General features: G+C 46.0%; 19 protein-coding genes and 1 tRNA gene. 4 read left to right on the top strand and 16 right to left on the bottom strand.

Translation table 11 applies throughout. The features are described from left to right. Positions 1–212: 212 nt before the first annotated feature. The 5 genes from ispG to NLX73_RS17440 form a co-directional block, all read right to left on the bottom strand. Entirely contained in the window at positions 213–1,331 is a 1,119-nt protein-coding gene (gene ispG, locus NLX73_RS17460; protein ID WP_025718670.1) for a flavodoxin-dependent (E)-4-hydroxy-3-methylbut-2-enyl-diphosphate synthase, read from the bottom strand. A 110-nt stretch (positions 1,332–1,441) separates the two neighbouring features. Beyond that, complete coding sequence (gene clpX / locus NLX73_RS17455; RefSeq protein ID WP_013311623.1) at positions 1,442–2,698, bottom strand: ATP-dependent protease ATP-binding subunit ClpX; 1,257 nt, start codon at positions 2,696–2,698, stop codon at positions 1,442–1,444. A gap of 12 nt (positions 2,699–2,710) precedes the next feature. Next, positions 2,711–3,301 carry an ATP-dependent Clp endopeptidase proteolytic subunit ClpP gene (clpP, locus tag NLX73_RS17450; protein WP_016324659.1) on the bottom strand — a complete coding sequence of 197 codons (591 nt, stop codon included), beginning with the start codon at positions 3,299–3,301 and terminating at the stop codon, positions 2,711–2,713. Between the two features lie 411 nt (positions 3,302–3,712). Then, positions 3,713–5,026, bottom strand: a complete 1,314-nt coding sequence (gene tig, locus NLX73_RS17445) for a trigger factor (protein WP_028541569.1) — start codon at positions 5,024–5,026, stop codon at positions 3,713–3,715. A gap of 143 nt (positions 5,027–5,169) precedes the next feature. Next, the gene (locus NLX73_RS17440; RefSeq protein WP_254326823.1) at positions 5,170–6,078 is read right to left on the bottom strand and encodes a hypothetical protein; all 909 of its coding nucleotides are present in this window, start codon (positions 6,076–6,078) and stop codon (positions 5,170–5,172) included. Positions 6,079–6,335: 257 nt separating this feature from the next. On the opposite strand from NLX73_RS17440, the gene NLX73_RS17435 reads away from it, so the two are divergent. Both NLX73_RS17435 and NLX73_RS17430 read left to right on the top strand, forming a co-directional pair. After that, a tRNA-Arg gene (locus NLX73_RS17435) sits at positions 6,336–6,409 on the top strand. Positions 6,410–6,814: 405 nt separating this feature from the next. After that, on the top strand, positions 6,815–7,579 hold the full coding sequence (locus NLX73_RS17430; protein WP_220025865.1) for an exodeoxyribonuclease III: 765 nt from the start codon (positions 6,815–6,817) through the stop codon (positions 7,577–7,579). Between the two features lie 82 nt (positions 7,580–7,661). Here the strand turns inward: NLX73_RS17430 and NLX73_RS17425 are convergent, their stop codons facing one another. The 5 genes from NLX73_RS17425 to NLX73_RS17405 form a co-directional block, all read right to left on the bottom strand. Then, positions 7,662–10,895 (bottom strand): cellobiose phosphorylase, encoded by a 3,234-nt coding sequence (locus tag NLX73_RS17425; protein WP_254326822.1) that lies wholly within the window; start codon positions 10,893–10,895, stop codon positions 7,662–7,664. Between the two features lie 18 nt (positions 10,896–10,913). Beyond that, positions 10,914–12,260: a GH1 family beta-glucosidase gene (locus NLX73_RS17420; RefSeq protein WP_254326821.1), complete on the bottom strand. Its 1,347-nt coding sequence runs from the start codon at positions 12,258–12,260 to the stop codon at positions 10,914–10,916. A 23-nt stretch (positions 12,261–12,283) separates the two neighbouring features. Next, positions 12,284–13,102, bottom strand: a complete 819-nt coding sequence (locus tag NLX73_RS17415; RefSeq protein WP_025721486.1) for a carbohydrate ABC transporter permease — start codon at positions 13,100–13,102, stop codon at positions 12,284–12,286. After that, entirely contained in the window at positions 13,102–13,995 is an 894-nt protein-coding gene (locus tag NLX73_RS17410) for a carbohydrate ABC transporter permease (protein ID WP_254326820.1), read from the bottom strand. Before NLX73_RS17410 ends, NLX73_RS17415 begins: the two co-directional genes overlap by 1 nt. 73 nt (positions 13,996–14,068) lie before the next feature. Continuing rightward, the gene (locus NLX73_RS17405; RefSeq protein ID WP_254326819.1) at positions 14,069–15,397 is read right to left on the bottom strand and encodes an ABC transporter substrate-binding protein; all 1,329 of its coding nucleotides are present in this window, start codon (positions 15,395–15,397) and stop codon (positions 14,069–14,071) included. A gap of 284 nt (positions 15,398–15,681) precedes the next feature. Between NLX73_RS17405 and NLX73_RS17400 the strand changes: the two genes are divergently transcribed. Further along, positions 15,682–16,722 (top strand): LacI family DNA-binding transcriptional regulator, encoded by a 1,041-nt coding sequence (locus tag NLX73_RS17400; protein ID WP_254326818.1) that lies wholly within the window; start codon positions 15,682–15,684, stop codon positions 16,720–16,722. Between the two features lie 85 nt (positions 16,723–16,807). Here the strand turns inward: NLX73_RS17400 and glpK are convergent, their stop codons facing one another. Both glpK and NLX73_RS17390 read right to left on the bottom strand, forming a co-directional pair. Next, the gene (glpK, locus tag NLX73_RS17395) at positions 16,808–18,301 is read right to left on the bottom strand and encodes a glycerol kinase GlpK (RefSeq protein ID WP_061828827.1); all 1,494 of its coding nucleotides are present in this window, start codon (positions 18,299–18,301) and stop codon (positions 16,808–16,810) included. A gap of 32 nt (positions 18,302–18,333) precedes the next feature. After that, on the bottom strand, positions 18,334–19,158 hold the full coding sequence (locus NLX73_RS17390; RefSeq protein WP_061828828.1) for an MIP/aquaporin family protein: 825 nt from the start codon (positions 19,156–19,158) through the stop codon (positions 18,334–18,336). 317 nt (positions 19,159–19,475) lie between these two features. Here NLX73_RS17390 and NLX73_RS17385 point away from each other — a divergent pair, with 317 nt between their 5' ends. Next, positions 19,476–20,954, top strand: coding sequence for a PTS transporter subunit EIIC (locus tag NLX73_RS17385; protein WP_254326817.1), 1,479 nt, complete (start codon positions 19,476–19,478; stop codon positions 20,952–20,954). A 119-nt stretch (positions 20,955–21,073) separates the two neighbouring features. Here the strand turns inward: NLX73_RS17385 and NLX73_RS17380 are convergent, their stop codons facing one another. From NLX73_RS17380 to NLX73_RS17365, 4 genes are all read right to left on the bottom strand, one after another. Further along, the gene (locus NLX73_RS17380; protein WP_254326816.1) at positions 21,074–22,213 is read right to left on the bottom strand and encodes an acyltransferase; all 1,140 of its coding nucleotides are present in this window, start codon (positions 22,211–22,213) and stop codon (positions 21,074–21,076) included. 87 nt (positions 22,214–22,300) lie between these two features. Further along, positions 22,301–22,921, bottom strand: coding sequence for a malonate decarboxylase holo-ACP synthase (locus tag NLX73_RS17375; protein ID WP_190297845.1), 621 nt, complete (start codon positions 22,919–22,921; stop codon positions 22,301–22,303). Next, complete coding sequence (gene mdcD / locus NLX73_RS17370; protein WP_254326815.1) at positions 22,915–24,588, bottom strand: biotin-independent malonate decarboxylase subunit beta; 1,674 nt, start codon at positions 24,586–24,588, stop codon at positions 22,915–22,917. The genes NLX73_RS17375 and mdcD overlap by 7 nt, the downstream gene beginning before the upstream one ends. After that, positions 24,578–24,877, bottom strand: a complete 300-nt coding sequence (locus NLX73_RS17365; RefSeq protein WP_254326814.1) for a malonate decarboxylase subunit delta — start codon at positions 24,875–24,877, stop codon at positions 24,578–24,580. Before NLX73_RS17365 ends, mdcD begins: the two co-directional genes overlap by 11 nt. Positions 24,878–24,897 lie beyond the last annotated feature (20 nt).

Below are 24,897 nucleotides of genomic sequence, written 5' to 3'. Positions count from 1 at the left end.
ATTTCCTCCGTTTCTCATCTCAGCAATTTGAAAAATGCCGCTCTATGAAAAACAGTATTTCCTTTTCCGCGATAGCTAAACGGCGGTCTTTCAAAAGATCAGAGAGAAATACAAAAACGCCGTGAAGAACAGTTCTGTAGCAGAGCTGCTCTCCACGGCGTTTAAATGATGACAATAGATTATGACTATGCCTCTTTATATAACTGCTTTGCCTACACCTTCTCGGCGGTATGACGTTCTTCACGTCCAGGGATTTTCCCTGTTTCCTCATAAGCCTTGACGATGATATCAATTTCTTTTTTCAATTCGTCGACCATATCAGCCTCTGGTACTTTGCGAATCATTTTTCCATAACGGAACAAAAGGCCTTCACCGCGTGCCCCAGCAATTCCGATATCAGCTTCCTTCGCTTCACCCGGGCCATTTACTGCACAACCCAGTACTGATACTTTAATCGGTACCTTGAGTTTTGCAATGTAGTCCTCCACCTCGTTGGCAATAGAGAACAGATCTATATCCAGACGTCCACAAGTCGGACAAGAAATTAGTGTAGCTGCGTTTGTGATCAATCCAAATGTCTTGAGCAACTCACGTGCTACCTTCACTTCTTCCACCGGATCGGCACTGAGCGAAATACGCATTGTAGAGCCGATGCCTGAGGCCAGCAAAGCACCCATACCTGCCGCGCTTTTAACCGTACCAGTAAAGAGTGTACCCGCTTCTGTAATACCCAGATGGAGCGGGTACTTAATAATTTCAGCGGCCTTCGTATAAGCTGCAATCGCCATAGGAACATCAGACGCCTTCAGTGACACGATAATGTCATGGAAATCAAGTTCTTCCAGTATTCCGATATGATACAGTGCGCTTTCTACCATCGCTTCTGGCGTAGGGTAGCCATACTTATCCAGTAAATGCTGTTCCAATGATCCGGCGTTCACACCAATCCGAATCGGAATCCCTTTTTCCTTACATGCCTTCACGACAGCTTCCACTTTTTCACGTCGTCCAATGTTACCTGGATTAATGCGAACCTTATCAATTCCATTTTCAATTGCCAGTAGAGCCAGCTTGTGATTAAAGTGAATATCTGCAACCAACGGAATATGAATCCGTTTTTTTATTTCCTTAATGGCTGCGGCAGCTTCCTCATTGTTGACGGTAACCCGCACCAGTTGACATCCAGCTTCTTCCAAGCGAAGAATCTCGGCTACAGTCGCTTCCACATCTGCTGTTTTGGTTGTACACATACTTTGGATGATGACTTCATTGCTGCCGCCAATCGTCAGATTCCCGACTTTAACGGGACGTGTGTCTTGTCTTAAGAACATGTACTTTTCTCTCCCATTAACACCAAACCTCCACCCCTTAAAACCTCATACAGGTTTAGTGAAGTGGAGATCCGGCTTCTCATGTTTTAGAGATCGCGAAGTATCAATCCTTAGGCGCTCTCTTCTTGTTTTTTATCCTTATCTGTACCACCGAGTTCCGGTGCAATTTTGTCTTTTACAACCTGCTCATTGATGACGCAAGTAGTCACATCCTCACGGGAAGGAACCTCATACATTACGTCCAGCATAATACCTTCGATGATCGCACGAAGGCCACGGGCACCCGTGTTACGCTTGATCGCTTCACGAGCAATGGCTTCCAGAGCATCTTGCTTAAACTCCAGTTGCACATTATCAAGCTCAAGCAGCTTCTGGTATTGCTTGGTTAACGCATTTTTCGGTTCGGACAGAATACGAACCAATGTGTTCTCATCAAGCGGCTCCAGCGTAGAAATTACTGGCAAGCGTCCTACAAATTCCGGAATCAGGCCGAATTTCAAAAGATCCTCAGGCAATACCATTGAAGTATATTCGCCTGGTTTCAGATCTTTTTGTTCGCTAGTAGCGTTGAAGCCGATAACCTTTTTACCGATACGGCGTTTGATCATTTGCTCCAGACCATCAAAGGCACCACCGCAAATGAACAGGATATTCGTGGTGTCAATTTGAATGAACTCTTGATGTGGATGCTTGCGACCGCCTTGCGGAGGTACAGAAGCAACTGTGCCTTCCAAAATCTTAAGCAACGCCTGCTGTACACCTTCACCCGATACGTCACGCGTAATGGACGGGTTTTCGGATTTGCGGGCTACTTTATCAATTTCGTCAATGTAGATAATGCCGCGTTCGGCTTTTTCCACATCATAATCGGCAGCTTGAATCAGTTTCAGCAAAATATTTTCAACGTCTTCACCCACATAACCTGCTTCCGTAAGGGAAGTGGCATCTGCGATAGCAAAAGGAACGTTCAAAATTTTAGCCATGGTTTGCGCAAGCAACGTTTTACCCGAACCTGTAGGTCCAAGCATCAAAATGTTACTTTTTTGCAGTTCCACATCATCAATTTTGTTTTGAGTATTAATACGTTTGTAGTGATTATATACCGCTACAGACAACGATTTTTTCGCTTGATCCTGACCAATGACATATTGGTCCAGAATGTCACGGATTTGCATTGGTTTCGGAATGTCTTTCAGATCTACTTCTTCTTCATGACCCAATTCCTCTTCTACAATCTCTGTGCACAACTCAATGCATTCGTCACATATATATACGCCCGGTCCAGCAACAAGCTTGCGAACCTGATCCTGAGATTTACCGCAGAAAGAACATTTCAATTGTCCTTTTTCATCATTAAATTTAAACATAGAGCCACCCCTTTACAGATTAATCGGTTTAGACAGCACCTGGTCAATGATACCGTATGCTTTTGCCTCTTCCGCTTCCATGAAGAAATCCCGGTCAGTATCACGTTCGATTTTTTCGAGGGGCTGACCCGTACGCTCTACATAGATTTGATTCAGCTTAGCACGTGTTTTGATAATCCAGTCCGCATGAATCAGCATATCGGAGGCTTGCCCTTGAATGCCACCGAGCGGCTGATGGATCATGACTTCACTGTTGGTAAGCGCGTATCTCTTGCCTGGCGCACCCGCTGTGAGCAGCAACGAACCCATACTTGCAGCCATGCCTACACAGATCGTCGATACGTCCGGCTTAATGAATTGCATTGTATCATATATACCCATGCCCGCAGTTACAGAACCGCCTGGCGAGTTAATGTACAAATTAATATCCTTCTCTGGATCTTCCGCAGAAAGGAACAATAACTGTGCAATGACGAGATTGGCGACATCGTCATCAATCGGGCCACTTAGGAAAATAATACGATCCTTAAGTAACCGCGAGTAAATATCGTAAGATCGTTCTCCTCGATTCGTTTGTTCCACAACCATAGGGACGAGACTCATCACGACCAACCTCTTTTCTTTATTAAAATGAACACCTGTATTCATCCGCTTCCTTATGTCCCATTAAAACGGAAGCAGCAAGCATGAAACGTGAACACCTTACAAAATATTTTAACATGTTCAGAGTCTCGTGTCATATTTGCATGCGCTCATATATGCAGTGCGGGCTGTTTACAGTACACTCTGCCGAGACCTTCTCATATTTAACCATGTTTCGTATGTATGTGCAAATATACGGTAGTGACTTATGTAAAACAAAAAAACACGACTCACAGCACTTTCCATAAACGACTAAAATTTGGGTTACCAAAGGTAAAAATAAGGCACGTAACTTTCACTACGTGCCTTATCCCTATCTAATTGCTACGTTGTAGCTTGTTACAGCATACTCCGTATATTTTATCGTCTGAATTATTCAGCAGCTTCAACTGGCGCTTCTACTTCTTTGCTGTTTTCCACCAACAAAGCAATCGTTTTGCGCAGTGAAATTTCTTCTTTCAGGTTAGCGAACGAGCCGTTACCTTCCAGAATGCTGCGGATTTCCTCAACTGAACGTTTGTAAGCTTCAGCCATGTTTTTCAGTTCTTCATCAATTTCCGCTTCGGAAACTTCGATGTTTTCTGCTTTAGCCACTTGCTCCAGCACGAGGTTGTTACGTACGCGCTTCTCAGCATCAGCTTTCATTTGCTCTTCCAGGTCTTCCTTGCTTTGACCAGAGAATCCGAGGAACATTTCAAGGTTCATACCTTGGCTACGCAAACGGTTGTCGAAATCGCGAACCATGTTTTGCACTTCGCTCTTCACCATTGCTTCAGGAATGTCGATTGTTGCATTCTCAGCAACTTTCTCCACTACAGCACCCTCGCGGGCTGCTTTAGCTTCGTTTTCCTTACGATCCAACAATTGCTTTTTCAAGTCTTCCTTGAATTCAGCCAGTGTGTCAAATTCGCTTACATCTTTAGCAAATTCATCGTCCAGTTCAGGAAGAACTTTGCGTTTCAGTTCGTGAACTTTCACTTTGAATACCGCTTGTTTGCCAGCGAGGTCAGCAGAATGGTAGTTCTCAGGGAACGTTACTTCAACGTCCTTGGAATCGCCAGTGTGCAAACCAACCACTTGCTCTTCAAAACCAGGGATGAATGTGTTAGAGCCCAGTTCCAAAGAATACTTCTCAGCTTGTCCGCCTTCGAATGGTACACCATCCACGGAACCGTCGAAGTCAATAATAGCTGTATCACCGGATTGAGCAGCATCTTCATCAACGACAACCAATTCAGCATGACGTTGTTGCAGGCGCTCCAGTTCTTGAGCCAGTTCTTCGTCGCTTACTTCGAGTTTGCTTACAGGCACTTCTACGCCTTTGTAATCGCCCAAAGTCACTTCAGGTTTAACAGTAACCTTTGCTTTGAATTTGAAAGATTCGCCTTTAGCAAATTGGTCAATTTCAACGTCAGGGCTGTCAACCGGGAAGATGTCTGTTTGCTCTACAGCTTGGCTGTAAGCTTCTGGCAACAGGATGTCAATTGCATCCTGGTACAGACTTTCAATACCATAGCGTTTTTCAAAGATAGGACGTGGTACTTTACCTTTACGGAATCCTGGTACACTTACTTGTTTTGCCACTTTATTAAAAGCTTTGTCGAGTGCAGCGGCTACACGATCCGCGTCAACCTCAACTTCAAGAACCCCAAGGTTCTTCTCTATTTTCTCCCAAGTTGCTTTCATTTTATGCTTTCCCCTCCAACAAAATCTTCACTTAGTTTTCATTACAATCAACGCACACAAAATAACCACTATAGTATATCTAACATTACTGTCTTTTTCAAGAGCAGCCCTTTGAATGCTTCACAGGTAAACGTTTCCGGTCATTAAGGAGTGTTCATTCCCGCCGCTACGAATAGTCGCATCGACCGATACGCTTGCTCAAAACGGAAGCGAAGCGCATCTGTAATGCCATATATAGCACGAGTTTCTTCCTCATTATTATTTCCGTTCAAACTTTCCGAAACCGTCTGATGGAGTGCTGCAGCCCAAATATCCGGCATTCCGTCCTCTTCCACCAACATTGATCTATAATCTTTCGTACCGTATACTGCCATCACAAACTGTGACCACAGCTCCTGTGCAAAATAGAATAGTGTAGGCTCGTGCACCTCAGTTTGATCGGCCACCCGTTCCAAAATACGCATAATAGACTCTGGAAAATCACCTGGCTGTAACGGAACCGTTTCAATGTCGATTTCCGCTTGTTCATCACCCCGTCTGATTTCTATCGTCCCTTCCATTCCGCGTCGTCGCATTGTCTGTAGAACACGGAATTGAAGTAAAGGATGGATTTCCCGTTCCGTAATCCAGCGAAGCAAGGCATCGTCGATTTCTGGCAGTTCCAGATAGGACAACTGCTCCAACGCTAAAATCGTCTGTTCGGATAAGGGTTCATCCATAGCCATCCGCAACAGCTTGTTGCTGTAGCCTGCATCCTGCTCCTGCTTAAAGCGTGCATGACGGCGAGCTAACTCTACTTCACTGACCTCTTCTTCCACAGCGTCCGTTACCGCCCCGCTGTCAGCGTACTGTGGAAATGCAGCCTCCAGCCATTGTAATAGAGCGTTCCATTCATCGTATTGCTTCTGCTCCTGTCCCTGACACTGCATTAAAAAACGCAGCATCGCCATCGCCTCTCCGTAACGTTCGTTTTCAAGCATCACAGTAAGTTGAATTTGATAATAGTCCAGTGTCTTCGGAAACAATACAATATTATTTTCTTTTGTCGTCACCTTGGAGTCCTTTATTCAAGGCACCCCCTCTCCTTCGCAAGCTCAAGTATTTGTAGATTATATGAGAAACAGTAGCCGAAGTCCAACCACTCGTCTTACACATATTCACCTGTATTCTAACATACCCTTTTATAAGGCAAAAAAAACTACGTCTACTCAGAATTTATGCTGTATAAAGCCTAAATAAGCGATATATGCAAAATAAGACTTGAATTTCTTTTATCCATATGATATATTAATATTCGCTTGAATTTTATGTCCCAGTAGCTCAGCTGGATAGAGCAACGGCCTTCTAAGCCGTCGGTCGGGGGTTCGAATCCCTCCTGGGACGTCATAACAAGAAGCCTCCATAATGGAGGCTTTTTTTGTTCTCATGAGATAAACCACGGGGGAACGTCGGGTCATCGGTATCGTTAGCCTATACTTCGCAGCCGACCATAGGGAGAGTATCTCTCTTGATAAATTACACCAAAAATAGCTTCCGCAAGGGAGCTTTTTTTCATTATAAATAATGTAGAAAGATTAGTCTGCCCATCACTACTTTAGGCGCTGGTTTCAAGTCTCTACTCTTTCAAAAAAACGCAGAAATTGCTATCATCTATCATGTTGCACCATTTCAGGACCATTTTGATGAAAAACCTATGAAGTCCAGTTAGAAGACATTTATAAGCTTATGTCAACAAAGGATATACAAATCACATCGCTTGACCGCGTGAATTAGCAAGGAGATTAACAAATGAAATTAATATCTTGGAATGTAAACGGCTTAAGAGCCTGTGTGACCAAAGGATTTTATACTTATCTAAAAGAAACAAATGCCGATATTTTTTGCGTACAGGAAACGAAGCTTCAAGAAGGTCAAATCCTCATGGAGAACATGGAGGAATATACACAATACTGGAATTACGCTGAGAAAAAAGGATATTCCGGCACGGCTATTTTCACCAAAATCAAGCCGCTCTCTGTGCATTATGGACTTGAGGAAAACGAAGAACCAGAGGGCCGAACCATTACTCTGGAATTCGAAAAATTTTATCTCGTCAATGTGTACACACCGAATACCAAACGGGACTTATCCCGACTGCCCTACAGACTGGAATGGGAAGACCGTTTTCGCAGCTACCTGCAACAACTGGATGCTTTGAAGCCTGTCATCGTTTGTGGAGACTTGAACGTAGCTCATCAGGAGATCGACCTCAAAAATGCCAAGGCTAACTACGGAAATGCCGGATTCACGCCTGAGGAACGGGAACGCATGTCACAGCTGCTAGACGCCGGATTTATAGATACCTTCAGATACTTTTATCCTGACCGGACGGATGTTTATTCCTGGTGGTCCTACATGCCAAAGGTGAGGGAACGGAATATCGGCTGGCGGATTGATTACTTCCTCGTCTCGGAGAGACTTCGTCCGCTATTGATGGATGCGAGCATTGATTGCCATATTACAGGCAGTGACCACTGCCCTGTTATACTGGATTTGCAAGATATTTCAGCATAGTTCCCCCTCACACAAGGATTTATGCAGTCTTAAAAAGCCGTTATGCTCTGTTATGGCAGCATGACGGCTTTAATTCATAGAGCTATGTCCCCAAATATACCTCGATACGGGAAATCAACCGCTCTCTCACATCTTGCGCTTCTTTTTGATCTAATACAGCCTGGTATATCGTCTTCTTTTCGCCACTGACGTAATACAGTACATATTGGGTCACTCTGCATTCCGGTGCATAAGTATCCTTACGATCCGTATTAAAATAAGTCACCTGGCAGCTTCCGAGAAAACAGAAAGATAGCTCACCTGTAGCTGTGAACAGCCAGCCTGGCAGCTTGGGCTCCAGTCCCAAGGATAGTCCCCTATGATCATACCCAAACGGCTGCCCGCCCGTCATCATCCATAACCACATATGAATAAATTCTGCCGTAGATCCGCTCAGCCTCGCAATATATCCCGTTCCATGCAAACTTGCATCAGGATTAGCAATACTAGCAATAAAGGAGCTGTTCTCCAGCGTGCTTCTCCCGTAGACCTCTGGGTCCATAAAAGGCGGAAACGCTTTTTTAATGTCTGAAAAAAACTCAGTGTATAGACCCGCCTTTAAACACTCAAGTAAATATTTATATTCCATATGCATAAATATAGATTCATTTTCCAGCCAACCCGGTGTAAAAGCTCTGGAACGACCGAGTTCAAACGGCTGCCCCGCCAGACTTTCATTCACCTTATACATACCCAGCTTCCTGTCGTAAAGCCCGCTCTGCCTGATTTGCCGATATAGCTCCTGCCCATTTACAATGTCGCCAACCACTTTCATAGCCCGGGTCGGTCCCTCTAGAAAATATGGGGTATCCTTACGTTCGAAGGAATGTATGTTTACGAGCTTGCCCCCGCAGTCATCCTCCTGTACCTCGAATTCTCTGGCTTCATAATAAAAGAAGGTTGGGTATATCCCCTCACCGATAAGCAGAGCCTTATCCATCCCCTGTTGGAGTTTACGTTCAGCTTGGAGCAAAAACACCAGTACATCTTCAAACGCTAGTGGTATTTCTGTTCCTTCAAATCCAAAACGAATCGATTCGCGGTACGCTTCTCTAGCATCCGAAATCCGTGACCAGAAGCTGTAATCCTTGCTCTCATCCCTGTAATCAGCCTCATCAGAAACGTGGTAGTATTCCTCCATTGCGAGCCTCAGCTGTTGGATCAACTTAGCAACTTCTCGCGGCAACCGTAGCACAGAATCGCCCGAAAGCTTCACCTGTGCATGTATTAAAAATCTTACAAGTCGCTGTAATTCACACAGTTCACTGAATCCAGAAGCAAACAGCCCCGGAAGTCCGTTCATGGAATCATTCCATCCCGGCTTACCCGCCTCCATTTCAATTCCCAAGCCCTCTGGGTCCAGCGTGGACAGCTTGATGGCTGCCAATGACAGCAGTTTTTCATATAAATTTGACTTATAAATCTCTCCGCTTCCATGTTCGGTTCGAACCCAATGAACATCACGATCCCGGGCGTGCAGCTGAGCTTCTTTCTCCTTGCTCTCTACGACCGCCCCGTACTGACGGATACGTCCGTCCTTCATCTGCACGTATTTGTTTCGACGTGGCTGTACCCATGCCGGACTGTCGTAATACATGTACTCTCGGGTCGCGAGCAAGAGTTCCTCTTGTTTGTCTGGATAGATACTTAGATAACTTTCGATTAGATCCATGTTATATGTCCAATGGTCGATCCAGAAACCTTCACCAAAATCAGCCTCATAGCATTGTTCGGAATGCTTGAGAGCTTCGGTTACAAACGTCTCAACCGTTTGCTTTAGCGCGATGTTGTCATGAATGATATGTTGAATCAGCTCACCCGGGGTGAACGACGATTGAAAAAAAGCACGCAAAGACAAATGATCTGCCACCTCCACCTGTCCCAGCAACGGTTCCAGCTCTCGTATTTGAAAGCTACACCCCTTTACAACAAGCGGATTATAGCCGTCCGGCTGAATCAGGCTCATAAACAAACGGATATTGAAATCTCCTATGCCGGGGTTAAACCACACATCATTTCTCCGGTTCTGGTTTGCATCGCGAAAATTACCATTTCCTTGAGAATAATATCCCGCCTGGAGCTTAAAGAAATTATAGTCCCGTTCCAGATCCCCATGCTTGCGTGAAAATACATGATATACAAACGGTTGCTCAGTGCCGTTGTCCAGCAGCAATGGATAACCACCACGTAACAGGTTATCCAGATAGTTCTGACGGCAGTATTCGTCAAATAATGGAATGGATGTCCGCGTTGCCATTTCATCCGTCAACTCTTCGATCAACGCTTTGGCTTCCTCCGCCTTCCGCTCGATATAAGGCATGGTTGCGATTTCCGTAATCCGTTCATTGATAGAGTGAATATCATTCACATGCCCGATGATCGTACAGTGATTGACGGTAGTACCTGCTGCTAGTCGTGCTGTGTAGCCGCTAAACCCACAAGGCACTTTATTCGTCGTCACAGGCTGCTGTGAAACCAAGTCTTCGACGCGTTTTTGGATAAAGCGATCCGGGAAGGTCAGTGCCGTATTTTCACCAAATATTACGGACGGATCGACAATTGGACTCAATAGCCTGGTCTTGCCCTCCTCCTCCACAAAGCTGTACATAAAATGTCCCGCTTCAATTTGATGAATCTCACTTGTATCTGCTGTACTTCCACGTACCTTATAGTAAGGAATGCTATTGTTGAGATTATACACATCCATCCAGCTTTTCAGTGTATGTCCAAGCTCCTTGTATGCCGCATTATCAATACCGAAGGGCAGCACGGCAGGCATGCCGTCCAGCACCTCCAGTTCAAGCTCTTGAGCGGAATGATTGACAATCTCCACCTTGCGCACCAAAGCAGCGTAACTTTCATGAGGAAGTGTGAAATATTGCACACGCACCTCAAGCCCTGTGTCTGGATTAGAGCTGTGTATTTCTAGCATATGGCGGGATATCAGCATTTTTTGCTGTTCACGCTCCACAGGATGCACAGCCGAAAATGGCTCCACATAGCTCCACTCCCCCTGCATCTTCACCTTTAAAAACGTTCGAAAGCCATGTATCGGCACGAGACTATAGCTGCGGTTGGCCGGAAAAAACTCCATGATTGCTCCATTCTTATCCTCCACACCAAAGCTCGCAATTCCTTGTCCACGATTAACGTAATACGCCCACAGAGGAATTCCCTGAACACCAGCAATACCGGGTAGAAAACTGGAAAAGGGCTTAGCCTGCGCATAATTCTCAATCACAAAACGTCCTTGATCGTCAAAATAATACTGCTGCATCGTGCACCCCTTTTCTATTTAAAACCCGTTATTCGCCATCACTTGCTTGAACCACAGCGCACTTTGTTTGGGTGTCCGTTCCTGCGTGTCGTAATTGATGTGTATAATACCAAAACGTTTGCTGTATCCCCAGGCCCATTCAAAGTTATCGAGGAATGACCAGACAAAATAGCCCTTAAGCTGACCTCCCTCCCCAATAAAGCGATGGCATGCCTTTAAATGTTCCTCAATGTAATACTGACGTCCAATGTCCTCAATCTTTCCATTCACCAGTTCGTCCTTCATCGCTGCTCCGTTTTCCGTAATCAGGATGGGTAATCCCTTGGAAAAATCCTTCTCAATCCGCGTTAGCAGCTTATAAAAGGATTCAGGGTGAATCTCCCATCCCATATCCGTTACCGGTTCCTCTATGGAAACCTGCTCGACCTGAAGCAACGAAGCGTCTGTAGTCGCTCGAATGATACTGCGGGCGTAGTAGTTGATGCCCAAAAAATCCCCTGGCTGCTGAATCAGCTCCATATCACCAGGCTGTACAAAATCCAATCCATTCAAGTGCGCCCCGTACCAATCCACCATATCCTCAGGGTATTTCCCGTTAAACAATGGTTCGGCAAACCATCGATTAATAAAACCATCCCGCCGGACAGCAGCGGCTACATCTTCGGGGTGTTCAGAGGCTGCATCGACATGCTCCATGTTCAGCGTAATACCGATGTTGCCCGTCAGTCCCTTTTCCTTGTGTAAGTTCATGGCTATCCCGTGACACATCAGAATATGATGAGCGGCAGTAAAGGCTTCCCTCCAGTTCTCATGGCCGGGGGCATGCTCTCCTGTGCCATAGCCCAAAATAGAGGCGCAGTAGGGCTCATTTATCGTATTCCACCAGCTTATACGCTGTCCAAATCGATCCATGATTACAGAAGCATACGTTTTAAAATGTTGGATAATCTCTCGCTGCGTCCAACCGCCTTCGTCCTCAATCCACTGCGGTAGATCCCAATGATACAGCGTCAGCATTGGAATTAGCCCGGCCGACTCAATCTCATCCAGCAGACGCTCATAGAAGAGCAACCCCTGTTCGTTAACTACGCCGGGTGCGGGAATAATGCGCGGCCAGGCCACGGAAAAACGGTAATGTAAAAAGCCCAGTTGCTTCATTAATTGCACGTCTTCCTTAAAGCGGTGAAAATGGTCACAAGCCACATCTCCGCAGTCCCCTCCTATCACCTTCCCGGGTGCTCGACAGAAAGTATCCCAAATAGAAGGCGTTCTTCCTTCCTCATCCACGCCACCTTCAATTTGATAAGAAGAGGTCGAAGTTCCCCACATAAACGTGGTGGGGAATGTATAGGTATTCTCACTCATACTCGGTATCATCCTTTCAGGAATCAAGACTTCACAGCTCCGGCCATTGCACCGCCGACAATAAAGCGCTGGAGGAAAATATACAAAATAACGAGCGGTAGTGTAACAATCAGAATGCCGCAAGCGAGCAGCGGCCAGTTGTTCATGTATTGTCCGTAGAAGGAGAACAATCCCTTGGTCACTGGCTGATAAGCAGGATCAGACAAATAAATAGTAGGACCTATAATGTCATTCCACGCCCCTATAGCTGTCAAAATAATGCCTGTTGCCAACACCGGCTTCATCAGCGGGACAAGAATTGTAAACAAATATCGTGAATATCCGCACCCGTCCATGGCAGCCGCTTCATCCAGCTCTCGGGAGACAGACTTGATATACCCCACAAACATCAGAAAAGCGATGCCGGTACCTGTTGTTTTCAGCAAAATAAAACCAAGCTGGGTATTGTAAAGTCCCAGGCTATTAATGAGAGCAAATTGCGGAATCAGCGGATTCGGGAGATACATGGATATCAGGAAAAACACATAAAAGAAGGTGCTGAACTTAACGTATCCCCGCGCCAGCGGAAAAGCCGCAAACACGGATATAATCAGCGTTAATAACGTAGATACGCCTGTATACAAAATGCTGTTCCACATGTATTGAGAGAAGTTTCCTTTTTCCCAAGCATCCATGAAATTCTCCAAGCGTATACTCTTGGCTAGAGCTACAGGGTCCATCAGATACTCACTTTGAGTCTTCATCGATACATTAAAAAGGTAGAAAAGCGGGAACACATACAACGAAAGCATGAGCAGTACGATAATGTAGCTCAGTATTTTGGCTCCTTTGGTACTGCTCATTACATTTCCACCTCTCTTCTACGTAAGTAATACAGGGCAATCATAGATACCGTAAACACGAACACGAACTGGATCATAGCAACTGCGGAAGCAAGGCCGTAATCTGACGTCCCAGTACCAAAGGCAGTTGCATATACATCAAACGCAAGTGTCGTCGTGTTGAATTTACCACCTGTCAGCACATAAATAATGTCAAAGGTCTGCAATGCGCCGATAATGGACAGCAGCATATTGACGGTAAAGGAAGGCGCAATCATCGGAAAAGTAATATTTTTGAACGCTTTCCATCCAGAGGCACCGTCCATATACCCTGCTTCGTATAAGTCACTGGGGATAGATTGGAGTCCGGCTAAGAAAATAGTCATCGAGTAACCCATGTACATCCAAATTTGCACAAAAATAATTAACTCAAATGCAATATCATAATCCCCGAAGAAGTTGGAGCTGGTTCCAAAAAAGTTCATCAAGGCTTGCGCAGGACCCCCAAGCGGATTGGCAAGCAGTTGCCAGATCAGGCCGGATACCGTTACCCCGAGCACAACCGGCAGGAAAAATACAGAGCGATATAACATATCCCCTTTGAGCTTTTTATTAATAAGGATGGCCATGAACAGCCCTACTGCATTTTGAATCACAACCACCGCTACGGCAAAATATAAGGAACGGCCAATGGAAGCGATGCGATCTCCAGAGTCGGAGGAGGTGAAAAAGGTCGTGTAATTCTCGAATCCGATAAAATGCCACGTCTGCCCCGGAACCCCGGTAGCATCTGTAAAGGAAAAAAGCACGGTTACCATAGAGGGTCCAAAACCAAGAAGCAAATAGAGCAGCACCGGAATACTCAGCAAAAGATAGGGCAATATCCGGGCCGCACCCTTTCCGAAGGGATACATGGGTCTCACACCTTTTTACATTATTATGGGAGCTTTGCAGTTGCCCATTTGTTCTCCTGTAAAATCTATAGATTTATTTAGGGGCTGCCGCATCCCAGTCTGCCTGAGATTTCTGGGCAAGCTCCAAAGGCGTCTTTAACGGACCGGCAGGCGCCAAAAATTCCGCATGTACGCTGGCTTCCTTAATGTACTGTCCAACATTCTTACGATTGATAAACAGCTGATCCCAAGAGAGCTTGAAGTTTTCCAGTGAAGGCTGGATTTCATTTACAAAGTCGCTGCTTATCTTCACATCAGACTGTGTTGGCAAAAATCCAGCAGCGTTCACGAAATCGGTATAGTTCTGCTTCTCGGAGAGCATTTCAAGCCATTTGATCGCATAATCCTTGTTTGGCGATTTATCCAATACCAGCCAGGTCATATCGTACTTGCCTGCAAGGTTTTTATTTTTGGCTGGATCGTTACTGCCCGGAATCGGGAAATAACCAAATTTCAGCTCTGGATTGGCTGTCTGGATCGTAGTTGCATCCCACGTACCATCCGCAATCATAGCTACACGCCCTGAAGCAAACAAACTTGGCAAGGTTCCATAGTCAATCCCCATAAATCCACCAATGGCATTGTTCATTAAAACTTGTGTTTTTTCCAGCACTTCAAGCTGGGCGGGGTCTGTCAGCTTCGTCTTACCTGTCCACAGCCCTTTGATATATTCCAGCTGATCATCATGGATAGAGGCTTGAAGTCCTTGGACAGCAAGGTTAATAGGCCATACATCCTTACCGCCAAAACCAAGCGGCTCTACGCCATTATCCTTGAGTACCTTCATCACATTTACCAGTTCGTCCCATGTCGTCGGCACAGTAAGATTATATTTTTCAAAAATCTCTTTGTTGTAAAACAGACCTGTCAGGGCCACCTTTCCCATGTTTACACCGTATACTTTGTCGTTATAGGTCATGGCATTTTTGACATCTGTAGGATTATAGTTTTTGATAAAAGCTTGATCCGACAGATCTGCAATGAGTCCTCCCTCAATCCACTGCTTCCACATCGGATCAGCTGCTCCCTTAGACCATTCCTGCGGTGCGCCTACGAAGCTGAATTTCAGAGGAATAATGTCTGCATCACCGGTCGAACCAGCATTCATACGCGTTTGCATCAGTTGATCATAAGTTGAATCAGCAGGAACCGTCGTATACTCCACCTGAACATCGGGATACTTCTCTTCAAACTTTTTATTAAATTCCTTAATATAGTTATTAATATTTTCCTGCTGCCAATGAATAATCTTTAACGTGACCTTTTTATTCCCGTTCTGTCCAGCTTCACCACCTTTGCCGCAAGCGGCCAACAACATTATTAAAGCGGTTACAATAAGTAAAGAAAAACACTTTTTCAGCATTGCAAAATTCCCCCTATACTCTTAGAATAAATGCATTTACTTTTACGAAAGCGGTTTAGTTAATTACAGCTACTATTATGTATCGGATAGCCTGTATTTGTAAATAGAGAATTGTAAATTATCAAATAAAACATAAATCACCGTTATTACTCCTTAAAATATTAGGCAACATCCTTTATTCACACTGTTGACTCACTTCTATGAGGTAGCATAGAATACGAGTAATCATTAAGTTTGAAAAGAAAAGTCAATTTAACTAAATCAGTTTAGTTACGGAGGATTCCATGAATATAAAAACAATAGCTAGCATGGCAGGCGTTTCAGTGGCAACGGTTTCGAAAATCATTAACAATTACACAGACATCAGTGAGGAAACCCGACAGCGGGTACTTAAAATCATGGAGGAAACAGGCTATAGACCCTCCTCCTCGGCCAAAACGCTTGCTACCAAAAAATCTAATCTGGTAGGCGTTATATTTGCCGGCAAGCTGAATGTTGATTTTAGTCATCCTTTTTTTGTAGATATCATTAATGTCTTCAAAAAACAGATTGGCTTGCTCGGTTACGATCTGCTATTTTTCTCAAATGAGAAATTTCTGGATAATGGAGAGGACTATTTGGCTCGCTCGAAATATTTTTCAGTGGACGGGTGCATTATTATTGCTGGAGATGAGGTGGAGAAGAGTGTTTTTGATCTCGATGCCAGCCCTATCCCCTGCATCGGTGTCGATATTGAGCTAACCGGAGCTAGTTCCTGCTATATCATGTCCGACAATCAGAAGATTTCAATGAAGGTTGTTGAGCACTTTTACATGAATGGATACCGCGAAATGGGTTTTATAGGCATTGAACGCCCCTCTTTGGTTATTAAAGAGAGAGAGGAAGCCTTTATCGCCTCACTAAAACGGTTTAGTCTTGACGTTAGACCTGAATGGGTCGTGTATGGTAAGGACTACGCGGCAGAAGATGGATACCAGGTCGCGAAGGCGTGGATACAGCAAGGGAATTTACCAAAAGCTATTTTTGCGGCGACCGACCTGCTTGCTTTTGGTGCCATACGTGCTTTCAAGGAAAGCGGCTTGAGGGTACCCGAGGATATTGCTGTAGTGGGATGTGATGATATAGAAGCCTGTCGTTATACCGAACCTCCACTGACGACTGTAAAACAAGACAAGCAAAAAATAGGCCGTCTAGCCGCTATGGTGCTGTTTGACCTGATGAATAAACAAATGGATACGAAATGTATTAAAGTAGAGCCGGAACTAGTCATTCGTAGCTCCTGCGGAGCCCGGCAACATTGGAACCATACGAAGGTCAAGAGTTAGCATATGCCTTAAAAAAGATGACTCCTGATAAATTCAGAAGTCATCTTTTTGCAGTTTAATATTCAGAGACCCATCGCTTAATCTATTACTTGTAGGCCATCGTCGCATTCACGGCCTTTTTCCAGCCTTCATACAAGCTTTCACGTGTTGCTTCATCCATATTCGGGGCAAAAGAGGTTTCCACTCTCACCCGCTTGCGAAGTTCATCCGTACTCTTCCAATATCCAATAGCCAAACCTGCCAGACATGCAGCCCCCAGTGCCGTCGTCTCATGGATAACTGGCCGCTCCACTGTTGCATCCAAAATATCGCTCTGGAATTGCATCAGAAAATTGTTCAATACAGCTCCTCCATCCACCCGCAGCAATTTCACTGCAATACCTGAATCAATCTCCATGGCTGTAAGCACATCCTTGGTCTGATAAGCGAGTGACTCCAATGTGGCGCGGATAAAATGCTCCTTCGTGGTCCCGCGTGTCAAACCGAACATCGCTCCGCGCACCTCGCTATCCCAGTAGGGGCTGCCCAGTCCGACAAAAGCGGGTACAAGATACACTCCTTCCGTAGACGAAACACGGGCGGCATAAGGTTCACTGTCCTTCGCTTCACGGAACATACGTAGCCCGTCTCGCAGCCACTGGATCGCCGACCCCGCTACAAACACACTCCCCTCGAGTGCGTATTGCACTTTGCCTTCCTCCAGTCCCCAAGCGATGGTCGTAATCAGGCCGTGCTTGGATTCCACTGGTTGATCCCCCGTATTCATCAGCATGAAGCAGCCTGTGCCGTAAGTGTTTTTGATCATCCCTTTTTCGTAACATGCCTGACCAAACAAGGCTGCCTGCTGGTCACCTGCTGCACCGGCGATCGGTACATTCTGACCAAAGAAATGATAATCCACAGTGTGCGCATATACCTCGGAAGAAGGTCTTACCTCAGGTAGCATGATTTTCGGAACACCCAGAATGTCCAGCAGCTCTTCGTCCCACTTTAGTTCATAAATGTTGTACATCAGCGTCCTGGCTGCATTGGAGTAGTCCGTTACATGTGCCGTTCCGCCGGATAGTTTCCAGATCAGCCACGAGTCAATCGTACCGAATAACAGGTCACCTCGTTCCGCCTTTTCCCGCGCGCCCTCCACATGGTCCAGTATCCACTTTACTTTAGTGCCTGAAAAATACGGGTCGATCAACAGGCCTGTTTTGCTGTGAAAAAGCTCCTCGTGCCCTTGCCGCTTCAATTCTTCACAGATGTCCGAGGTTTGGCGTGATTGCCATACGAGTACGTTATACACGGGCACTCCTGTATTTTTGTCCCATACAGCCACCGATTCTCGCTGATTGGTAATGCCGATGGCAGCCACTTGATTTGCTTTTACACCGGATTCGGAAAGACAGGAGGCAATGACCCCGAGAATAGAGCTCCAGATTTCATTCGCATTCTGCTCTACCCAGCCCGGATGAGGAAAATACTGCGGAAATTCTCGCTGAGCCGAGTACACTACATCTCCTTCGCTATTGAACAAAATTGCTCTTGAGCTTGTCGTTCCCTGATCTAGTGACAAAATATATTTTCCCATTGTTCATCTCTCCCCGTGTAAATCCATCGTTTTTACGCTGTAAGTTTGTGATCCATTTTATGATTTTTATAAGTTCGACTCATACGGAAGGTAATCAAGAGTACAATCACGATGATCCCTAGTAAAATCCAAAAAGCCGGAGTCACACTCCCCTTAAAAACGGCCTGATAAAATGGCCCTGCGAAAGATCCCCCCAATAGCGGTCCTATAACGGGCACCCATGCATATTTCCAGTTGGACGCCCCCTTACCGGGAATCGGTAGTAAATAATGCATCAGACGCGGCCCAAAATCCCTCGCTGGATTGATGGCATAGCCCGTTGTGCCTCCAAGGGATAAACCGATACTGACAACTAAAAAACCAACAATCAACGGTTTCAGGCCGTCTGTAAATGAATTGGCGCCAAACGACAGTAAAGCAAGAACAAAGATGAAAGTACCTATCATTTCACTAAGCACGTTTCCAAACGGATGATCAATAGCTGGTCCTGTCGCGAATACACTGAGTTTGGCTGCTGTGTCCTCCGTCTCTTTCCAGTGGGGCCAATAATGCAAAATAACGATCACTGCACCCGCCATGGCCCCGAGAAGCTGAGCCACAATATAGCCGGGAACATCTTGCCATGGAAAACTACCCTGAAATGCCAACGCCAGTGTAACTGCCGGATTCAAATGCGCTCCGCTGATTTGACCCACTGCATACACCGCAATAGCTACCGCGAGCCCCCAACCCATTCCGACCACAATCCAGCCGGAAGCGTGGGCAAATGACTTTTTCAGGGACACCCCTGCGCACACTCCGCCACCTAGGGCAATAAGAATCATTGTCCCTATGAATTCGGCTGCGTATGGCGACATACAACCTACCTCCTCAATAGATCATCCGATTTTGATCGCTTTCATCGCACAAAAAAAGAAAAGCCATCACAAACCAACCCTGTGCTGTACCATGGGATGTCTGCGTGGCTCTCTTGTCTCCGTCACGATTATTAACTTAAATTTGATACTATATAAGCATGTAAGCGATGTCAACTGCGGATTTACGTTTTTTCATAGCTTAAAATAATCGTTGACCATGTTAGATTCTCCGATTTATGATGTGAAAAAATGGTTTAATGTGAGGATTTCAGGATGAATACGACACTCCCAAACTCGATGAAGAAGGGAAGAATGTTATGCTGAAATTTCTGCAAAAAATCGGCAAGTCGTTAATGCTTCCAGTAGCCACTCTACCCGCTGCAGGGATCTTGCAAGGATTAGCTCTGATTAATTATGAAACGGATATACCACTTGGTCCCGGAGTTGGCGGATTTCTGAATCATTATGTCACACCTTTTCTGAACGAGGGGGCGGGGGCTATCTTCGGTAACCTTGCGCTCATTTTCTCCATTGGTGTTGCCATTGGTCTGGCAGGCGACGCAGTAGCCGCATTATCGGCAGTCATTGCCTATATGGTGCTGACCCGTATTTTGGCGGCAGTGCCGGGTATATTTGCATATATTCCAGACGACGTCAAGCTGGACATGGGCGTATTGGGTGGTATTTTTATCGGTGGATGGTCTGCTTTTCTGTTTAAAAAATATCACAATATTCAACTTCCAGATTGGCTTGGCTTCTTCTCAGGCAAACGCTTTGTCCCCATGATCACCGCCTTTACGACCATGATTCTGGCCATTCTGCTCGGTATGATCTGGAGTCCGATACAAGATGGGATTGCAGTCTTCGGCAACTGGATTGTCGGCTTTGGCGGAATCGGATCAATGGTATTCATGATTGCCAATCGGCTGCTGATCCCGCTCGGTTTGCATCATGTGTTGAACTCGATCGCATGGTTTCAAATTGGTGACTACACCAATGCTGCCGGTGAGGTCGTTCATGGTGACCTGACGCGTTTTTTTGCAGGCGATACATCGGCGGGTATATTCATGTCCGGCTTTTTCCCCATTATGATGTTCGCGCTGCCAGCAGCAGCCCTCGCATTCATCCATACCGCCAAACCGGAAAAACGTAAAGCCGTCGCTTCCATCTTCATCGGTTCTGCGCTGGCATCGTTCCTGACCGGAATTACCGAGCCCCTCGAATTTTCGTTTATGTTCATTGCACCATTGCTTTACGGCGTTCATGCTCTGCTGACAGGCCTGAGTGGCCTGGTCGTATACCTACTGGATGTCAAACTTGGCTTTTCTTTTTCAGCAGGACTCATTGACTATTTGGTCAATATGAAACTCTCCACCCACCCATTGCGAATGATTCCGGTCGGGCTTGTGTTCGCCCTCATCTATTACTTTCTGTTCCGATTTATCATTCTCAAATTCAACCTAAAAACTCCTGGGCGTGAAGACGATGTAGAAGACAGTCTCCTGTCTGAGGCTAACGAATCTGTACCCAATGGAAAGGCAAGCACCACATCCAACACTCAGTCCAGTCAGGCAGGCAGAATACTAACCTATCTCGGCGGTTCAGACAATATCCAAAGCATTGATGCCTGCATCACGCGGCTGCGTCTTGTCGTCAAAGACGACAAAGCGGTTAACGATCAAGCTCTCAAGCAGCTCGGAGCGTCGGGAATCATCAGGCTTGGTAATGGTACCCTGCAGGTTATTTTCGGGACTCGGTCCGAAATTCTGAAAGATGAAATACAGCGGCTGATGTAAGTAAAAGGGTATCTCTTCAATCATCGAGATACCCTTTTGGGTTGCCGTCAATCTGCCAATAACTTAGGTACACCTAAATTATAGTATAATATATACGTTGTTACATGTACTATTTTCTTTTAGGTACTTATCTTAGATTGGTGCTGTGCGCTCTTTTTTTGTTTCAACAATAACCATTCACGACATACCTTTACCTTTATCTGCGCAAAGGCATAGACGACGCCGAAGGAGCAGGCCACAGTCGTCAGATAAACCAAAAGCAACGCTACAGATAAAGGAAGCTGACTTACCAAGTCACCGACCAAGCGCAGCACGATGACCAGAATGAATACGTTCGCTGTAAAGGCCCTGTACGCATAAGTGGAGAACCATTTGTAATAGGGAAGTGAACGGGAATTTACGCTGATCAAATGTCTTGCCAGCATGTAAATCAGGAAAATCACTACCAAACTGTACAAGGTCATGGACGGCTTCAGATAAATCAGATTGCCAAATGACATATGCTTGAATCCAAAGCTGAAAAATTCGCGATTTATCCAAATGAGAATAAGTAGCATCACCGGAATGAGTATGAACTGAATCCGTCGAAGCACCCCGTCAAATTTTCCCTTGAACACCCAAGCAATTCCGCCTAGTAGAGCATATATAAAATAGCTGACGAAAAAGCGGTCAAGGTATAGCAAACTGGACGCATAAGCTCCATGGAATACATAGGTATAATACATCCATACCCAGGCGCCGAAGATTATAAAGCTCACAATAAGCAACGGAATGACCCGTAAAGGCTTAGCCAGGTACTTATAGCAGACAAAAATAATGACTGGCATCAGTAATTGAAATTGCAGCATCATCACTGTGTACCAATATTGCGGTGATGAATTACCGAGCACATAAGACTCAATGAGCGTCCAAAACGAAGTAACGTGTTGATTAACCTGTATGTGTGGGAAGAAGAGCAAGCTGGCTGACGCCCACAGAAAATAAGGAATCACGAGCTCGCTGAATTTTTCCTTGTAAAAATGTGATACCCTGGTATGCTGATTATTCATTACCATTCCATACACGATGGCAAAAATAAAGACTGGCGCGGTATATTTCACTAAATTATAAATAACGCCTAGTAAGGCCAGATCCGTGTTAGTGTGGGCATACTTCAGTAACATGCCCAGAACGCTTTGCAGGATCGCTCCGCTGACGGCAAACACCTTTAAGATGTCGCTTTCATTAATATTAACTTTTGGGCCGGTAGTGTTTTCCATAATACGCACTTCCCCTTTGAGAGCTTATGTTGGCTTACGTCAAATGGTCGTGCATTCCTCCCTTTTGCCGTTGGTATAGTACATCCATCATTGCCAAGGATTGCGGACGAGCTTCGGACCTGAAGAAGTTCGCAGCACCACGGTGCTGGTCCGTCTCTCAAGGATCTCGCGCAATACGTAGGTGCCGTCCTTCACCTCCAATTGAATATCGATTCGAACGTCCAACTGCTCCAGCTTGCGCAAGAGGCCTTCAGCTGTAGAATAATCAATAGCCTCAGAACCATCTATTACGAGATCAAGATCACTGGTTGCCTTCACAGCGGGATATCCCGTCACTATTTCGAATCCTGCACTTCCTGCTGGTCCCCAGCGCCAATCCGCCATCATTTCTGCTACAACGTCCATCAACTGAAGAACAGGCTGTTGTCGTCTCTCTGTGGACAAGGAGTTCCACATCTGATGTTTCGCTATCGCGTAGGGAGACACGATCTGGCACACCCCCTTCGGGTCCAGAAATGCAGCTTCCCGTTGATTCCGTTCCTGTCCACGTACTCCGACGGGAATATAACCATCCGCCGACGGATCAGATCGGCGAACGACCACAAAGGGGGTCCGCCTCAGCGAGGCGGTTACCCACTCCTTGTCTTCATTTAAGGAGAGATATTTCAAATTGGACACTTCAATCAGATCATGTGGATGGATTACCATTGCTCCAAAAGCGCATCTCGAACGCTACGGGTTGCATTCCGCCCGCCCGCCATAGCTTCCTTGGTCTGCAATCGGAAGCTAAGGTCACGGGGCGCTCCTTTCGTACTCTCGATAGCCTCGGAAACGGTCTTTTCCACGATGGCTACATCGCTGCTCTGTGGGTCGTCTGCATGGATACCGCTCAGCATCTGATATAATGCCCCCAGAGTACTGTAGCTACGAACGTCGTAGGCCATAGCTGGAACCTTCTTGGTAGCTTCATCAAGCTCGGCAATCGTCCGCTTGGTAATTCGAGCAGCAGAAGCCTTGGACATGGCCTGAATATTGACCTTGCTGTCATCCAGTGCGATCAAACGATTCGATTGCAACCCATGCGCGAGGAAGCCTCCGGAAATCGCGTTACCGACAATCACACCGATGACCGGATGACCTTCTAATCTAGCGGTTGCGTAAGCATCTGCACTTGCAGCCAGTGCAAGACTGATACCGACCATTTCTTCCTTATAGCCATAAGCTTGACTCGGTACATCAATGATGGCAATGATCGGACGCTTCGTTTCTTTTTTCTCATCTTGACGGATTGCGTCCCTAATAATTTGAGCCACCGTCCAGCCTTCAAGCATACCAACCTCGCCGTTTCTGACACGCGGGAATCGGTTGGAGGCATCCGGAACAATGGCGACATATCTACACAATTGCCCGTTCTTTTCCACGTCGGCCGCAAGTACTGAAGGAACATCGCTGACTGGGTGAGCAATGCCCGTCAAGCGAGAGAACCAGCGATAACCTCTACTGTCCGAAATGTCGGCCGCGCCCTCTTTTGCCAGCGGGACAGGCTGCTGCACAGGCTGTATCTGCTTGTAAAATTCGCGATAACGCTCAGGTGTCCAAGATTCTGTAGGATCAAGATTGCTCAACAGGGTCAGATAGAAATCGATTTGCTCTGTTTTAGCAGGCTTCGCCGGTGCCTTGAGCGCAGTATCAATCGCTTCGACAACTGCATCCGTCGTGTCTTCCACCATTTCGTCAATCAATCCGGTTTGGAAGCGCTGGTTGGCTCCGATTGTGTTCCAAATTAAAGCTTTGTCGCTTGCATCGAACTCCATAACCCCTGCTTCCTGCTCTATGACCTCCGGCCCGTTCAGACCGAGGCGCGCTTTCTTCGTAGCAATCAGGGTGGTAAACAATTCTGCAGTAATGGACATTCCCCCAAATGCCCCTACGCGGCCCGGGATCAATCCGATAACAGGAACGTATTTACGCAGGGCAACGATCTGGGTGGCAACCTCCGAAATCGACAACAACCCATAGTTCGCTTCCTGTAGCCGAACCCCTCCTGTATCGAAGATCATGACGGGATATAGTTTGTTCCCTCTCTTATTCTCTTCCAGTGCCAGTTCGAGTGCTCCGGAAATTTTGGCCCCGCTGACTTCTCCAATCCCCCCTCCTTGAAAAGCGCCTTCCATCGAAATGATCAAGACCTTCTGTTTGTGTATTTCGCCAAGAGCCAGAATGATCCCGTCGTCGCTCTGAGGAACAATGCCTTGCGGCTCTAGGTGGGGGGATTGGATTTTGTCTAACGGCCCAAGTATCTCACGGAAAGTCCCTTCGTCCAGCAGCGCTTTAGCTCTCTCGCGTCCATTCAGCTCCACAAAACTATTCTGCATAATCCAGCACCTCCAGCACTTGCGTAAATCTAAGCATTACTACACCCGGAGTAGCTCCGAAGTCATGAACTGTAATATTAGCAGTAATTGAATAACGGTTAAAAAAACGGGTCAGAACATTCTCCCATACTTGTCCAAATCCTTCACTGCCTGTTAAAATGCTGACGTTGGTGGTCTGGCCTTTTACAGGCTCTACAATAATCTCCAAATCTCCCGAACCGACAACACCTATATGTGCCGGCTTACAGATGGGCTTCGTAGTCTGGTATCGAAACTGTAATTTTTCCATCCTTCAGAAACACCTCCAAT

It is taken from the genome of Paenibacillus sp. CH40 (assembly GCF_024213605.1).
Taxonomy (GTDB): Bacteria; Bacillota; Bacilli; order Paenibacillales; family Paenibacillaceae; genus Paenibacillus; species Paenibacillus polymyxa_B.
This window is presented reverse-complemented; position numbering and strand designations above follow the sequence as displayed.

What these genes read in the sequence shown, in the direction of transcription:
- mdcD (WP_254326815.1), bottom strand. Translation starts at nt 24,588, where the DNA reads ATGCAGAATAGTTTTGTGGAGCTGAATGGACGCGAGAGAGCTAAAGCG.
- NLX73_RS17425 (WP_254326822.1), bottom strand. Translation starts at nt 10,895, where the DNA reads ATGCAGCAGTATTATTTTGACGATCAAGGACGTTTTGTGATTGAGAAT.
- NLX73_RS17380 (WP_254326816.1), bottom strand. Translation starts at nt 22,213, where the DNA reads ATGGAAAACACTACCGGCCCAAAAGTTAATATTAATGAAAGCGACATC.
- NLX73_RS17365 (WP_254326814.1), bottom strand. Translation starts at nt 24,877, where the DNA reads ATGGAAAAATTACAGTTTCGATACCAGACTACGAAGCCCATCTGTAAG.
- NLX73_RS17400 (WP_254326818.1), top strand. Translation starts at nt 15,682, where the DNA reads ATGAATATAAAAACAATAGCTAGCATGGCAGGCGTTTCAGTGGCAACG.
- NLX73_RS17375 (WP_190297845.1), bottom strand. Translation starts at nt 22,921, where the DNA reads ATGGTAATCCATCCACATGATCTGATTGAAGTGTCCAATTTGAAATAT.
- NLX73_RS17405 (WP_254326819.1), bottom strand. Translation starts at nt 15,397, where the DNA reads ATGCTGAAAAAGTGTTTTTCTTTACTTATTGTAACCGCTTTAATAATG.
- clpP (WP_016324659.1), bottom strand. Translation starts at nt 3,301, where the DNA reads ATGAGTCTCGTCCCTATGGTTGTGGAACAAACGAATCGAGGAGAACGA.
- NLX73_RS17420 (WP_254326821.1), bottom strand. Translation starts at nt 12,260, where the DNA reads ATGAGTGAGAATACCTATACATTCCCCACCACGTTTATGTGGGGAACT.
- ispG (WP_025718670.1), bottom strand. Translation starts at nt 1,331, where the DNA reads ATGTTCTTAAGACAAGACACACGTCCCGTTAAAGTCGGGAATCTGACG.
- NLX73_RS17390 (WP_061828828.1), bottom strand. Translation starts at nt 19,158, where the DNA reads ATGTCGCCATACGCAGCCGAATTCATAGGGACAATGATTCTTATTGCC.
- NLX73_RS17430 (WP_220025865.1), top strand. Translation starts at nt 6,815, where the DNA reads ATGAAATTAATATCTTGGAATGTAAACGGCTTAAGAGCCTGTGTGACC.
- tig (WP_028541569.1), bottom strand. Translation starts at nt 5,026, where the DNA reads ATGAAAGCAACTTGGGAGAAAATAGAGAAGAACCTTGGGGTTCTTGAA.
- clpX (WP_013311623.1), bottom strand. Translation starts at nt 2,698, where the DNA reads ATGTTTAAATTTAATGATGAAAAAGGACAATTGAAATGTTCTTTCTGC.
- glpK (WP_061828827.1), bottom strand. Translation starts at nt 18,301, where the DNA reads ATGGGAAAATATATTTTGTCACTAGATCAGGGAACGACAAGCTCAAGA.
- NLX73_RS17410 (WP_254326820.1), bottom strand. Translation starts at nt 13,995, where the DNA reads ATGTATCCCTTCGGAAAGGGTGCGGCCCGGATATTGCCCTATCTTTTG.
- NLX73_RS17415 (WP_025721486.1), bottom strand. Translation starts at nt 13,102, where the DNA reads ATGAGCAGTACCAAAGGAGCCAAAATACTGAGCTACATTATCGTACTG.
- NLX73_RS17385 (WP_254326817.1), top strand. Translation starts at nt 19,476, where the DNA reads ATGCTGAAATTTCTGCAAAAAATCGGCAAGTCGTTAATGCTTCCAGTA.